The following is a 14,894-nucleotide window of genomic DNA, read 5'->3' as shown; positions in this document are numbered from 1 at the left end:
TTAAAATATATTTTTTGCAGGATTCCCAAAATAGGTACCCTCTTTTTTTATAGATTTAATTACAACTGAACCCGCTCCAATTCGTGTATTTGCTGCAATTTTAACACCGGGTAAGATCGTAGCACCACTACCGATAAATACATTATTACCAATCTCAACTCCTCCTCCGAGATCCACATTTGCCATAATACTCACAAAATCGCCAATAATGACATCATGCCCAATCTGAGTACCTAAATTCACAAAACTTCCCTTCCCGATATGCACATCGCAGGAGACGATCACTTGTGGAAATAAGATGACACCTTCACCTAATTGAGATCTTAAACCAAACAAAACAGATTCGTGCACATAAGAGCTTATTGTCACCTTTGAGTTTGATTCGAGTTTTTCATAAATAATCTGCTTAAATTTACAGTCCATGATTCCGATCAATACCAATCCAGATAGTCGTTCATCGTTTAAGCTGCCTAAAACATTCCTTTCCATCGCATAATGATCTAATGCAGTTAAATTATCGTCCCAAAATCCGGTTATTTCATAACTCGTTGTACGATCACCTGCAATCCAAGAATCAACTTCGCGCGCTAAGCCACCTGCACCGATAACTGTAACATCAGTTTTATTGTATAGAATATCCGCCATCTATTTTAAAATTTTGTCCTGTAATCCATTTTGACTGATCCGATAATAAAAACATGAACATACCCACTACATCGGCAACTTCTCCTATACCCAAGGGATACATGTCTTTCAATTTTGCAATGCTATCTGCATCTAATTGTTCAAATAGACGCTGAGTAAGCGGGGTATTGACTATTCCGGGTGAAACAGCATTGACTCTAATTTTCCTCTTGGATAACTCCAAAGCAAGAGATTTTACCAAACCAAGAATAGCAGCCTTAGAAGCACAATAACCTATTATACCAGGTTTTGCCAACTCGCCCATTACCGATGATAACAAAATAAAACTAGCTTGATCGACAGCATGCTTCTTTTTTGAAAGAAAACGCAATATTTCAATTGCTGAAAAAACATTTAACTGAAAAATATTTTGTACCCTCTGAGGAGTGTAAAGGGTAACTGGCAATGTTTCTTCAATACCCGCACAATGTATAAATCCAGAAAATTTAATGTCAGAGAACTGATTTTTAAATAATTTTTCGATCTCTTCTACTTGATACAAGTCAAATGCAATGAAATTAAAATTAGGATACTTTTGTAATTCGACTATTTTAGAAGCATCTCTACCAATACCATAAACAGTATTGGTAGGATTTTTCACCAATTCTTCAACAATTCCTTTCCCAATTCCGGATGTTGCACCAGTTACAAGAATATTTTTATTTAATTCTTGCATCATGGTTATGAAAATTGTTGAGCTCCAATTTTATCAACTAAAGATTGAACAGTTGTCAATTCCTTGATATCTTCTGCTGACAACGTTTTTCCAAACTCATTAGAAACAACTCCGATTAACAACATAGCGGTCATCGAATCCCATTCTTCCAATTCTTTTAGGTTCGAAGCTAATGTTAATGGATTTTCCAATTCTAACTCTTCTACTAATAATTCCAAAAATTTTTCAGTATTCATATGTTCAAGATTTTATATATTTGTTTCGATTTCAATTACGCCTCCTGCCCAAGACAACCCAACACCAAAGCCGACAATCATTACTTTTGCTCTTCCATCCCACGTTCCCTTATCTGCCAATCGTTTTAATGCAATTGGAATCGTATTCGAAACGGTATTCCCACCATCTTCAAGATCAATATAGAATTTTTCTTTTTCTGCTTTAATGCGTTTTCTCAAAAACTCCAACATAAAAGCATTTGCTTGGTGAAACACAAAGTAATCTAAATCATCAATCTGCAGATTATTTTTATCCAAGACTTTTTGCGTAAAATTGGGTATGTTTTCAGCTGTAAAGTTGAAAATTTCCGGCCCATTCATATACAGATGATTATCGGTATACTGATTATCACTTCCATAAGTTAACAAAGCAGCATCTACGTCAACAGGATATCGACCTGCTCCATTCTTGATGATTAGTTTTTGCGCACCACTTCCATCCGTTCCAAACGAAAAGTTTTTCAAACCACCTATAGTATCTTTAGATATTAATGTAGCCGTGGCACCGTCTCCAAAAATAGCTCGATTTGATTTATCATCAGGATGCAAATATTTGGAATATGTTTCTGCTGTCACAAGGAGAATATGTTCACTTTGACCACTCTCGATTAAAGCTTTCGCTAAACTCACACCATAAACATAACCCGAACAACCTAAATTATAATCAAAAGCACCAATGTCTGTTGATAAGCCTAACCTTTCTTGCAAGATACATGCTGTAGTAGGTAAAAAATATTCTGGACTTTGAGTACAATAAATGACATAATCAATTTGTTCCTTTTCGATTTTATAAAAAAGCTTGTGACATGCCTTAACAGCCAAGTCTAATGCGGTCTCTTCTTCAGATACCCAATAACGGTTTTTAATACCAACTTTTTTTTCAAATTTAGCAAAATCATAATCTGGGAATTTCGCTAAAAGATCCTCATTACTAACTTTGTTCTCTGGTAAGTAGAACTCTATTGCTTTAATTGATGCTCCCATATGGTTATTTATTTCCTTTAAATGCTTCGGCAGTAACAACGCCCTCGGCAGAAATACCTTCTCGTTTTACCACTTTTACTGCTGTTAAATATAATATTTTTATATCTATAATCGCTGAAAGATTATCCACATACCAAACATCAAAATCAAACTTTTGTTCCCACGAAATTGCATTTCTTCCATTCACCTGTGCCCAACCCGTAATACCAGGTCTAACTTCATGGCGACGTGCTTGATTTTTACTATACAAAGGCAGATATTGAGGCAATAATGGTCTGGGACCAATTAGTGCCATATCACCCTTTAGCACATTGATCAATTGAGGTAGTTCATCCAATGATGTTTTCCTTACAAAAGTACCTATGGCTGTCAAACGATCTGCATCAGGCAGTAAATTACCTTCTTGATCTTTCTTGTCGTTCATGGTCTTGAACTTTATAATCTTAAAGATCTTTTCTTTTCTACCTGGTCGAGCTTGAAAAAAGAAAGGTTTACCCGCATTTGCAAAATATAACCAAATGGTAACCCCCAAAAATATAGGCGATAACAAAATCAAGCCAATCAAAGCCGCAATAAAATCAATCACTCTCTTTAAAAAATGCTTATACATAATAATTATACTTCTTTAACGTTTGAAGATTCAATAATAGAAAATTTGACTTTCCTGTTTAAAAATTTCTTCTCAAAGTAATAATAACTCAAATGAGAGATGATTATAGAAGATCCTAAAACAGTAATAAACACGATTACTGCATTTAGTGTATCAGAATCAAAAAAATTGAATTTTAAGTATTTACTGAAAATAAGTATAATTAAAGGATGATATACATACAAACCAAAAGAGAGCTTACCAATATATGAAAAAACCTTATTTTCTAAGTTTACTACTCGATGTTGAACTTTTACTTGGCCAATTATTATAATTAAAGTAATTAATACAACAACTAACATCTCAATAATAGTATTAATAAGTTGAAACTTTCCTAATATGAGCAAAGCTATAATACCCCAACTGATATACTGCGCCATATATGAATTAAGGATATCAATGATTTTACTTTATTATAATACAAATATGCACCTAGTCCACCAAAAAGCATGCAATCAAATCTATTTACTGATGAAAAAAGTGCTATTTCGGAAAAAGGAAAAAAATACCACATCATAATCCGGAAAATCAGAAATAACATTATTATAATAGATGTTATTCTAATAAAAATATTCCTTCTAATAAAGAAGACAAACAGCAACGGCCAAAACAGATAAAACTGTTCCTCTACTCCTATAGACCAAAGATGTAACATTCCCATATATCCATGCTCTTGAATAAATGGAATATTAGCAAAAAAAGTTAAATAATATACCAAGTTGAAATCAATATTGATCTGATTCCACATCACAACCAGTGTCAACAATACATAAAAAAAATACAAAGGCCAAATTCGTAAAATTCGCCTCATATAGAATTTTTTTATGTCTATAGTATTGGTTTTTTCAAACTCTTTTAGCAATAAATATGTGATTAAAAAGCCACTTAATACAAAAAACATAGTAACTCCGTGTCCACCTAACATCCACCCCTTCAACTTTCCTTCATTTGTATAACCAAATAAAGAAAAATTATCAATTCCAAAATCTAGCAATGCTAAATTAATATGTGAAAATAATACGCCCAATGCCGCTATGGTTCTTATACCATTAAGTCCTGGGAGAAAAACAATTTGATTCTTCATTTCTAATAAAACTAAACTTTCATGTATTTTAAATACTATTCCGCAGATAACCTATACGTTTTTTAATACATGTTTATATTCTGCTAACAATGCATCCCAAACGACCTTTTGCTCATAGCGTTCAGTAATCATTTTTCTTGCATTAACCTTTAATTGATTGTAAAATTCCACATCACCTACAAATCTCGCCATGGCGATTTGGATTGCTTCCGAATCTTTTACAGGTATAATAGTACCATTTTGCCCTTCAATAATAATCTCATTGCAGCCGTTTATATTGGATACAATACTTGGTAACTCTAATGCACCAGCCTGCATCACAACATTTGGAAAACCTTCGCGATAACTCGGAAATACCAAAACATTGGAAATAGCAAAATAGGGCCGAACATCCTTCTGAAATCCTGCAGCAATAATATTGGGATTCGTATCAATCTCACGTTGTACTTCAGGTGCTAAGGGATCCAGATCGGACTCTAGGGGCCCTACTAACAATAACTTGACATTTGCTTGATTCAACTGAACGAACGCAGATACCAATTCATTGATCCCTTTATCACCTACCAGACGCCCTACAAATACAAAAACAAAGTCGTTTTCTTTAATATTTAAAAATGTTCTTAATTGAATCAAATCAGCCTCTTCCAATTTTTCTCTTGAAAAAAAAGAAGTATCGATACCATTAGAAGATCCATTGCCAATTACTTTTAATTTTTCGTTAGCCGTATAGTGATGTTGGACAATAAAGTCATACAATCCCTTGGAATTTGGATAAACTCCAGTTGCGGCAGCATATGTCAATTTTTCGACCCAATCCAAAACTTTTCGTTTTAACCCTGTAGCCTCCATTAAAGGCATACCTGCTACAGTATGCAGACGAATAGGCACTCCTGCCAAACGAGCTCCGAGCATACCGACGATACCCGCTTTAGGGGTATGCGAATGTACAATGACTGGCTTCTCCCTCCTACATAGGCGATAAAATGCCCATAAGGCCTTTAAGTCCTGCAGTGGAGCAATCGTCCGCGTCATTTGCAATGCTTCGACTGGAACCCCTTCTTCCACATGCACTTCTTCCAGCTCCTTTCCAGCAGAAGAGACTCCTAAAACATCAAAACCTTTACTTTTCATAAAGCGATGCTGTCCTTTAAGTAGAACTTTAAGTGAAATAGGAACAGTCGTAATACGAATCAGTTTTTCCTTCGTCATAATCTAGATAAGATGTTTTATATTATTTTTAACAAGACGGTATTTACCGCTTTTTTCAACAGGAATTTCTGACACATACTTTACGCTTATAATCATATGATTACCAACCCGATCTTTCCAGTTTTGAAGGAATTTTTTTTCCGTTACATCTGTATATATGCGATCATCCTTTATCACCAGGACATCAATCTTATTTAATTCATTTTGAATCACCTGAAATCGAATAATTCCTTTAGTATCCTTTAAGGTATTAGAGACATTTCCTAAATTAATTTTACCATTTTCAGGTGAATAAATATAATCGTCTACACGTCCCAAAATTTCTTTCACTAAGGGATTATGATTACCGCAAGTACACGTTAGCGCTGCGTCTTCAAGGGAAATAGAGTCACCAATATCATATCGGATAAGCGGTGTACCCGCCGTCGTAAATGACGTAATCACAAGTCTTCCCGAATTGCAAGCTCGATCATCTTCATCAAGCACTTCAAAGACTCCACTTTGCAATTCTAAGTGTAGGTTTCCCTTTTCACATTCAAAAATAAAAGGAGCCCCTTCAGAAGATGCATATTGATTGTACATCTTGGTTTTAAAAAATGACTCAATCGTTTTTCTCATTTCCAAAGTAATCGTCTCCGCTGTTGGAAAAATAGCTTTTACTGTACCTTCAGGGAAATCATATCCATTTTTCAGTCCATATTTTGCCAACTCCAAGATGGTTGAAGGAAAGCCGACAAAATATTCAGGCTTATAGTGCATTAAATTCTCAATATAATATTTAAGATAATCTTCTTTAATATGAAATGTTGAGTAATACCTCACCTTATAGAACCAATCTGTTTTCCAAAATCGATGCTTTTCAACATCTGCTTGTGTCAACAAATCTTTACCCGAAAACCAAGCTGTTTTTTTTCCCAATTGATATCCAAAACGATTTCTAAAATCGTCTAAAAGCGCGAAGCGCTCTTGCGTATTTTCCTTTGTAAAAAGAACTTCCAAAGATTTTCCGGTTGTCCCACCTGTTTTTGACACCACGCCCTCTGCCTTGGATACCGTATACACTTGATGAATATGCTGACGTAAATCTTCCTTCTTAATAATAGGCAATTGAGCTAGCTGATCTAGTCGTATCAAAGGATAGTTTTTGTAAAAAGGTGCATTCTTGATCGCATCGGATAAGAAAAGATGAAATCGTTCTTGCTGATTTTTTTGAAGTTCGTCCAAACTTAAATGCCTATTCTTTTTAAATAGTTCAAAGTACTCCTTATACTTTAAACCGTAGCGATCCTTATAGGCGAGATAATTATATAGAGAAATTAATATTCCCTGCATGAAATCGGGCAATATTTTGTATATCTTATCTTTCATTGCTAGAATAATTAGTGAGATAAAATTGTTCCAATGCTATTGAACTGGTTACGACATCATAACCATGTTTCTTTAATCGCTCAGTATTATCGTGGCGTACATCATCCATACGGCTAAGCATTTGATGTGCCCATGATTCAGCCGAATCTGTTAATGATAAAAATGTAACATCATCGGTCATTGCGACTTCATCTGAAATATTAGCGGAGGCAAAAATCTTCAGGCCAGATGCCTGTGCCTCGACTAAGGTAACAGGGAGTCCTTCATAATGAGAAGGGAAAATAAAAACATTCATCATTTGAAGTAAATCGGGTATATCTTTACGGATACCAAGAAATAGAATATCATCAAAAATGCCCAAAGTTTTGGCCAAATCTTTTACAACTGTCTCCAAAGGCCCTCCCCCGACTAATACGAGTTTACTATTAACATGAAGATCTTTTACTTGTTTAAATACGTGTAAAATAAAAGGATAATTCTTGGGGTGGGTAAAATTGCCAATGTGTCCAACAACAAATTGGTTATCAAGATTATATTGAGCTCGAGCAGCAGAAGCACGATCTTGATGATAGACATATTTGGCCACATCAATGGCATTAGGAATGATTTTGTAAGCATCATTTCCAAACAACCAATCTCCGGCTCGTTTACCACAAGAGAACAAATGCGTTGCCTGCTTTTTAACTGCGTATTTATTCAGATCTTTAAATAAAATTTTGATCGCTTCTGAAGGGCGAGTGAATACAAATTTTGGAGTAAGTTTTTGGGTTGTAGTATGTGCATGCGCTATTCGAATAGGAACATGCATTTCTTTAGCCACTTTCAACGGATAAAAACTAAAGGTATTGATATGCGAATGAATTATCTGATACGGATGTTGTGTCAAAAAATGTGCAAACGCCTGATTATACTTTTGCGGAGATAAAGGGTTAATAGCAGGCAATCGATAGATATGACCTCCCATTTTGATTATCTCATCTTCAAATACCCCGATTTCTTCTCGATGTACCAAAAAATCAAATTGAACCTTTTCCAGATCCATGTGACGGTAATAGTTCATCACCATGGATTCAGCGCCACCACGGTTCAAAATGGTAAATATATGCAATACACGAATAGGTTGATTCATTTCTTTATCTTAAAACGGATATATAAATATAACAAAGTACCAAAAGGAAACATTAAAATTGTTAAAATAGGATTTACACCTTTAAAGGCTAAAGATATGTCCTTTGCAAACAAAGCCGATGACACTAAATTAACATAACCTTTGAGTTTTGTTAAAAGATTATCTGCATATTTAATATGAATCTTTCTAGCATATGCAAAACCTTTAGGAGACTGCTTATATTGACGAAAAATAGTATGACTAGAGCCATCAGGCTGATAGTCAACAATACAATAAATATCATTACTATATAAGAATGAATAGTCAGCACCAATCAACGTATATAGCGTCCCCAATGGAACTAATTTCTCATTTTTATATTCGGGATACGCAGGATACTTTTTGACAACATCAGTTCGCAAAATTACTTTTTTATCTCCTGTTACCCCGTATTTTTTGTATAAATCGCTTAGACTCCCATCAGACAGATTTTCAGGTATTTTTGATCCGACAATACTGTTATCTGTAAAAGCATCTAGCCCAATGATCCCTGCATATTTATCTTTATATACAACACAAGCCCACTTCTCTAAAATAAGTTCAACCGCATTATCAGGCATATAATCATCTGAATCAATACAAACATTTAATTCTGTTTGAATCAGCTCATAAGCGCTATTATGTCCAGTATGCATACCGCCATTTTCCTTATAATGATACTGAATGGTAATTAAACCATCCGCTTGCCATTTTTTTACTAATTCTCCAGTACGATCTTGAGAGCCGTCATCTATAATTAGCCAAAGAAAATCATGATTTGTCTGACTACACAGACTTTTATAGAGATTAGGCAATAAACTTTCACGATTATAGGTCGGTGTAAACACCGTAAGTATCTTTTTATCCATATATAAAAATGTTCATCAGATAAGTAAAGGCAAAATATGCAATCAAAATCAAACCCATTTTTTTCACCTGATTATTGACGAAATAGACCTTTAACCAAGGGTAGATAATAACTAAAGCCAGCATAAACCAACTTAGGTAGGCAAAACGATTCGAAAACGACGCGCGAATAACCAATATCCAGAAAGCATTGGCAAACAAAAAAGTGTTGAACAACCGAATATATTGTGGGTCATTAAATTTTCGTTTAAAAATATAATACCAGCCTGCGAAAACACCGGTCGCACTATACAATAAAAAATCCCAACGAAACCCAGTACTACTGAAGGAGTCTGCATACTTATCATCACTGAGATAAACAGTCCTATCATCTTCTATTAAAGAAGCAAACAAACCTTCCCAAAAACCAGGTAATAATAAAGAGAGGGGTATAGCAAGTAACCAAAAATAGAAAAAGACCTTAGGTTTATTATAGAACCATGTCGCGATTAAACCCGCTGCTGGTAAAAACATGGATCCATGGAAATTGACAGATAGAAATAGCCAAAAAATCTGATAGGGCTTTTTAGTTTGACACATAGCCATTAAAAAAAATGACGTAGCCATTCCATTTCGTATTCCATTGGTGCCATAGGCCCAAAAGGAGAATGAACCGACCAACATCAAAAAGGCATAAAACCAATACTGCCCAAACCAACGTTTACTTAAAAAATATAAGGGGTATACATAGAAAAGAGCACAAACAAAAAAGAAAGCCGATGCAGACATTATACCACTACTTGCTTTCATAAAAAGGTGAAAGAAAAGATCCTTATCAGAACGAATAATGGCACCTTGCTCATATCTATCAAAAATTCGAGCGTAGGTCTTCATATCTGCAAAAACACCATCTATGGGTCTTAGTCCCATATACAGCAATACAAACCAAAATAGCAAAAATCCAGCGATCTTGATGTAAAGCAAATTATTGGCATCATCAATATTTCTCCCTTGTGTATACAAAAATGTAATTAAGGTTATTATCAATAAAACATGATAATAAATCGGACTATAGGAAGCTATAGGGATAAAATCAATACTCATCTACTTTTTATATAATTCTTCTAAACGTTTTACATTACTCAAAACGTCAAAACCTAAATGTTCTAAAATACGTACGCGCTCGACAGCATTACTCTTTTTACGCTTTACAATTTCTAGTGCTTCGGAAGCCCAATGTGCAGGTGAATTTTTCAACGATTGAAAATCAATTAAACCAATTCCTAGATCAACTTCTGGTGAAATTCCATCTGAAATCAAAGCTGGTGTGCCTGAAGCCTGGGCTTCGACGAGAACCATTGGAAAACCTTCATATAAGGATGGCATTAACATTAAATCTGAACCAGCCAGAAGCGCTGCAACATCCGTACGTAAACCAAGGCAATAGCACTCCTCTGCTAAACCATGTTCTCCTATTTTTCTAATCAATTCTTCTCTGGCTTCACCCTTACCTACAAAAAAAAGTCTAAAATTAATATTTCTTTTTTTTAAATCCGTTGCAATAGCGAGGGAAAAAAAAGGATTTTTAATACCATTTAACCGTCCTAATTGTAATAAAATTAGGGTTTCAGGTTTTAAATTAAATTCCTTTCTGAGATAATCTCCATTTTGCTCTGCAATATCAGCAAAACGATGCACATCTATAGAATTTGCGATTATCGTTGTATTGCTAACGTACGGATACAAATATTTTGCAGCCGCCGCTCCACAAGCTAATGGAATAGTAGTATACTTATTGATGAACTTAAGCGCAATATATTGATAGATCTTTCCTACAAGCGATTGATTTGCAGCATCATTTGTACTATGCGCATGAGCAATTCTTTTCTTAATTCCAGCTCTTTTTGCTGCTAGTAAATGAAAACCAATACTGAATAAAGTATGTGCATGTACGGTATCCCACTGCGGATTTTTTTTGATAAGTGTAGTTAAAGCAATTATTCGTTTAACTGGATTTTTATCCAGTATACGATAAATCTTACCTCCTAAAGATAGGATCTCTTCATCATAATCACATTTCTCATCTGTAAAGTAAACAAAGTCAAAATTAAACTTACTCTTGTCAATAGCACGATAAAAATTCATGACCATCGTCTCGGCTCCGCCACGATGCATAGTACCCACTACTTGCAGTATTCTTTTCATTATGCTAAGATGTCTTTTAAAACCTGATATTGAACCGTCAAACTCTTATAGTTCACAGGGCTACTATACACTTGATTACTCAAGTAATCATCTATGTTGCTTTTTGAAAAATTGCCCATTAGCGTTACATAACTTGTGTCCTTTAACCAATCATACGTTTCACGCACTTTATGATTATTATTTTGAAAAACCAAACATGGGGTACCAGTTATATAACAAAATATCATGCCATGCAAACGATCTGTAATGACCAGCTCCGCGCCCTTAAATTTATTCCATATTTTGTATAGCTCTTCTTCACGTTCTGCCACAGTGAGTTCACCTCGAGTAATGTGTGTATCATAATAGGCGACATCGTCAAACTGCTGATGAATGGCCTCAATGATATAGTCATTTTGTTCTTGTGATAAAGATTTCTCTGCATCTTTACGCATACAAATAACTGCTCCTTTGCGCACTTGCTTTGGCTCGATCTCATTTAAAGACAATACAATATCAGGTGTCAGTAAAACATTTGCGTTTGTATAATGTTTTTTCATCAACCCAAAGGAAGTTTGCTCTCTAGCAATAATATGTAGATCTTGATGACTATTATAAACACGTTTAGCACGATCAAGTGCTTTGTGACCTTTTTCAGTTTCAGAAAAATCAAACGTTTGGGGAAAAGAAATAATCTTATTATTTGGAAAGAAACCAATCACTAATTGACGGATATATTCGATCTGATCATATAGATCGCCCATATTCCCTCCGCCAACAGTAGTTACGACATCCCCTTTTTTAATATGTTTACGTACAAAACAAAGACCTTCCAAGCTTTGGCTGATCGGAATTTCCACAACCTGGAAATTGGAATTTCCCTTCAGAAACTTTGTTTGTGCAAATGTAATTGCTACATCGCCCAAATTGCCATAATCTGCTGCTAAAAAGATATAAACTTGATTTTTGGAGGAATCAAGCTTCGTGTTTTTAAAATACTTAAAACTTTTAAATTGTTGCAAAAACAGCAAAATACCATATTTCGCCCTAAAATCTAATAAATTACTAACCATATCTTACTTACTTATTTTCATAATTAGACAAATACCCAAAGAAAACCTAATGCTAATTAAAAATTTAAAAATACGATCCTTAAAGGATCGTGGAATATAAAATTTTATCAAATATACAGTCTTATCATCTTTCAAAATTTGACGCACTAAACTCTCCTTTTGAAGAAACGTCAATTGATTTTTATACGCAAATAAATTATTAAAACAATACCGAATACCAACCATTAAACTCTGCGATAAAACAAGATCTGGCGATTCTACATTCCAGCTTATAAGAAACTTATCAAGAGCCTGTATCTTCATTTTCACAAGTTCAAAGGAACTTTGATGAAATGTCTTCACCAACGTTATAGTCTGACGATTAAGATAATGATAATAGGCTTTATCCACTGTCCTTAATTGCGATGAATGCGTATAAACTTGAGCATTAAACAGAATATCTTCAACTAAAGATATACCCTTATCGAATCGCAGAGAAAATGTCTCCAGAAACTGTCGTCTATATACTTTATTCCAAGCATATCCCAATAAACCCAATAATGTATTATCGATCTTTAAATCTTTGTTATCTTTATGATAAGATCGATCTTTTGGCACAACCACTGTAGAATGCGTCACTTTTCCTGTCGCATCTTCATCATCCTGTATATAGCCAAATACAACAAAATCCAACCCCTCATTTTCCAAGACTTTCACATTGTCCATCAAAAGATCTGTCTCAATCCAATCATCAGAATCCATAAAATATACAAATTCACCCTCAGCTCTAGACAACCCGTAGTTGCGCGCATCGGACAAACCTCCATTGGGCTTTTCATACACTTTAATTCTATCATCTTTTTTTGCATATTCCTCAGCTATTAATTTACTATTATCAGGTGACCCATCAATAATAACTAACAATTCAAAGTTGCTATAACTTTGATTCAATACCGATTCAATGGCACGAGTCAAATACTGCTCCACATTATAACAAGGCAGAATTACGGAGACTAACCCCTTTTTAAATATCATAACCTGTAATATACTTTAATATCTTCATCATTATAAACTTCTTGCAATTAAAAACTTGCTTACAATGGTGTGTTCTAAGATTAAATTCAACTTGAACCTATATAACCATCTTTTAAATATTCGCTTCATAAATAAGTCTGTTTATAACAAAAAATACACATTACTTCCCTAAAGAAAAAAATTTCTTCTTCAATTTACTAATCTGATTCTTAACAAATGTCCTCTCCCCTACCGACATCCCAAGAAAAAATATACAAAGTGACAAAATAAGCACCGATATAATGCTGACAATAGCAGCATTTAATATATTGTTGATTTTTCCAGATTGATCAAATAAATAATACAATAGATATAACGAAACAACGATAAGCGAAAGTTGCGCTACATACTGAAACATCATCCTTTTGGGAAACTGAATCTTTAAGTTGACATATACTATTCGGAATATAAATACCAAAAAATTAACCACCACCTTTAAAACCATCACCGAAATAGGGGAATAATCTAGATGTAATAACAAATAAGATAAAGGAAGATTCAGAATCAATAAACATGATATCACTAGCTGATAAACCCTAATATTACCAACAGCATTAGCAGACATCCACAATGGACCTGAAAGCGCATCAAATAAAGAAAAAACAATTATTAATTTGGTAAACTGAACTGCATAATCGGGAAATTTACCTAACCAAAAAGTCATGACAAACTCCGTATTTATTAATATGGGTAATGAAATCAAGATCAATAAATAAAATGACATTTTTGATGTCTGCAAAACCAGTTTTTGATGCTCTTCCATCTTATTTTCAGCATAAGACTGTGTAATTCGAGGCATAAAAGCCGTTTGAAAATTAGATATAAATGAATAAATAGCTGTATTTACCTGATTTGCAATCCCTATCGTTGCATTAATAAGTACCCCAAAAAATAAATTTAAAATAATATTTACACCTTGATTAGTCCCCATAAGAGCAACATTACCAAATAAACTCCATCCCGAAAATACAGTCATCTTTGAAAACAAGACTTTATCTTTGATAAAACGATATGCTGTCTGATCCTTAAAATTTCTTACACAGAATAAATAATAAAAACCATTAATCGCTAATGTTAAACATGCTAATAATATCGAATAGACAATAAGTCTATCAAAACTAAATAATGCCAAAGAAAACACAATTAACAATTTTCCAACAGTCTCAACAATACCTAAAAAAGCATAAAATGACATTCTTTGATAAGCTAAAATAACAGCATTATAAGGTACCCTTAGAATATTGATAACAGTAGTTATCAAAGAAATCTGATAAATAACATTGGCAGCAAACAAACGATCTGCAGCAATATTTAGTTTTGCATTTAAAAACCAGAGTCCAACAGTCTCGCCCAGCAAAAAAACAATAGCACAGATGAGAAAATAAATGTTCATGCTGATGCAAAAAACGTGATTTATCTTGATAACGTCATCACTTGCTTTTTCAAAATTAATAAACCGTTGTGTTGCGGCGGTCATGGCACCATTCAAAAATGAGAATAGAACCACAACCCCAGCTACAAGATTATAAAGCCCGAAATCTTCTACTCCTAAATATTGTAGAATGACCCTAGACGTATATAAGGAGACTGCCAGAATGAAAAACATTCTAACATATAGAAAAAGCGTGTTTTTAGCGATGGACTTGGAAGCAGACATAAAGT

16 protein-coding genes are annotated in these 14,894 nt (G+C 34.1%); all 16 read right to left on the bottom strand.

Annotated elements, in window-relative coordinates:
* The 16 genes from JAZ75_RS07720 to JAZ75_RS07645 all read right to left on the bottom strand — a co-directional run bounded on the left by JAZ75_RS07720 (position 1) and on the right by JAZ75_RS07645 (position 14,889).
* Entirely contained in the window at positions 1 to 645 is a 645-nt protein-coding gene (locus JAZ75_RS07720; protein WP_208700990.1) for an acetyltransferase, read from the bottom strand.
* Entirely contained in the window at positions 623 to 1,363 is a 741-nt protein-coding gene (locus tag JAZ75_RS07715; RefSeq protein ID WP_208700988.1) for an SDR family NAD(P)-dependent oxidoreductase, read from the bottom strand. The genes JAZ75_RS07720 and JAZ75_RS07715 overlap by 23 nt, the downstream gene beginning before the upstream one ends.
* Before the next feature lie 2 nt (positions 1,364 to 1,365).
* Positions 1,366 to 1,596 (bottom strand): acyl carrier protein, encoded by a 231-nt coding sequence (locus JAZ75_RS07710; protein ID WP_208700986.1) that lies wholly within the window; start codon positions 1,594 to 1,596, stop codon positions 1,366 to 1,368.
* Positions 1,597 to 1,608: 12 nt separating this feature from the next.
* Positions 1,609 to 2,619: a 3-oxoacyl-ACP synthase III family protein gene (locus JAZ75_RS07705; RefSeq protein WP_208700984.1), complete on the bottom strand. Its 1,011-nt coding sequence runs from the start codon at positions 2,617 to 2,619 to the stop codon at positions 1,609 to 1,611.
* A gap of 4 nt (positions 2,620 to 2,623) precedes the next feature.
* Positions 2,624 to 3,229, bottom strand: a complete 606-nt coding sequence (locus JAZ75_RS07700; protein WP_208700982.1) for a sugar transferase — start codon at positions 3,227 to 3,229, stop codon at positions 2,624 to 2,626.
* 5 nt (positions 3,230 to 3,234) lie between these two features.
* Positions 3,235 to 3,570, bottom strand: a complete 336-nt coding sequence (locus tag JAZ75_RS26180) for an acyltransferase family protein (RefSeq protein WP_410528623.1) — start codon at positions 3,568 to 3,570, stop codon at positions 3,235 to 3,237.
* 47 nt (positions 3,571 to 3,617) lie between these two features.
* Positions 3,618 to 4,352, bottom strand: a complete 735-nt coding sequence (locus tag JAZ75_RS07690; RefSeq protein ID WP_208700978.1) for an acyltransferase family protein — start codon at positions 4,350 to 4,352, stop codon at positions 3,618 to 3,620.
* Between the two features lie 51 nt (positions 4,353 to 4,403).
* A complete protein-coding gene (locus JAZ75_RS07685) occupies positions 4,404 to 5,561 on the bottom strand; it encodes a glycosyltransferase family 4 protein (protein WP_208700976.1) in 1,158 nt (385 codons plus the stop codon).
* Between the two features lie 3 nt (positions 5,562 to 5,564).
* Complete coding sequence (locus JAZ75_RS07680; RefSeq protein WP_208700973.1) at positions 5,565 to 6,929, bottom strand: phenylacetate--CoA ligase family protein; 1,365 nt, start codon at positions 6,927 to 6,929, stop codon at positions 5,565 to 5,567.
* The gene (locus tag JAZ75_RS07675; protein WP_208700971.1) at positions 6,919 to 8,058 is read right to left on the bottom strand and encodes a glycosyltransferase family 1 protein; all 1,140 of its coding nucleotides are present in this window, start codon (positions 8,056 to 8,058) and stop codon (positions 6,919 to 6,921) included. The genes JAZ75_RS07680 and JAZ75_RS07675 overlap by 11 nt, the downstream gene beginning before the upstream one ends.
* On the bottom strand, positions 8,055 to 8,945 hold the full coding sequence (locus JAZ75_RS07670) for a glycosyltransferase family 2 protein (protein WP_208700969.1): 891 nt from the start codon (positions 8,943 to 8,945) through the stop codon (positions 8,055 to 8,057). Before JAZ75_RS07670 ends, JAZ75_RS07675 begins: the two co-directional genes overlap by 4 nt.
* Positions 8,938 to 10,026: an EpsG family protein gene (locus JAZ75_RS07665; protein WP_208700967.1), complete on the bottom strand. Its 1,089-nt coding sequence runs from the start codon at positions 10,024 to 10,026 to the stop codon at positions 8,938 to 8,940. Before JAZ75_RS07665 ends, JAZ75_RS07670 begins: the two co-directional genes overlap by 8 nt.
* A complete protein-coding gene (locus tag JAZ75_RS07660; protein ID WP_208700965.1) occupies positions 10,027 to 11,127 on the bottom strand; it encodes a glycosyltransferase family 1 protein in 1,101 nt (366 codons plus the stop codon).
* On the bottom strand, positions 11,127 to 12,179 hold the full coding sequence (locus JAZ75_RS07655; protein ID WP_208700963.1) for a polysaccharide pyruvyl transferase family protein: 1,053 nt from the start codon (positions 12,177 to 12,179) through the stop codon (positions 11,127 to 11,129). Before JAZ75_RS07655 ends, JAZ75_RS07660 begins: the two co-directional genes overlap by 1 nt.
* Before the next feature lie 3 nt (positions 12,180 to 12,182).
* On the bottom strand, positions 12,183 to 13,193 hold the full coding sequence (locus tag JAZ75_RS07650) for a glycosyltransferase family 2 protein (RefSeq protein ID WP_208700961.1): 1,011 nt from the start codon (positions 13,191 to 13,193) through the stop codon (positions 12,183 to 12,185).
* 160 nt (positions 13,194 to 13,353) lie between these two features.
* Positions 13,354 to 14,889: a lipopolysaccharide biosynthesis protein gene (locus tag JAZ75_RS07645; RefSeq protein ID WP_208700959.1), complete on the bottom strand. Its 1,536-nt coding sequence runs from the start codon at positions 14,887 to 14,889 to the stop codon at positions 13,354 to 13,356.
* Between the last annotated feature and the right edge of the window lie 5 nt (positions 14,890 to 14,894).

It is taken from the genome of Sphingobacterium sp. UDSM-2020 (assembly GCF_016132525.1).
GTDB classification, from domain to species: Bacteria; Bacteroidota; Bacteroidia; order Sphingobacteriales; family Sphingobacteriaceae; genus Sphingobacterium; species Sphingobacterium anhuiense.
This window is presented reverse-complemented; position numbering and strand designations above follow the sequence as displayed.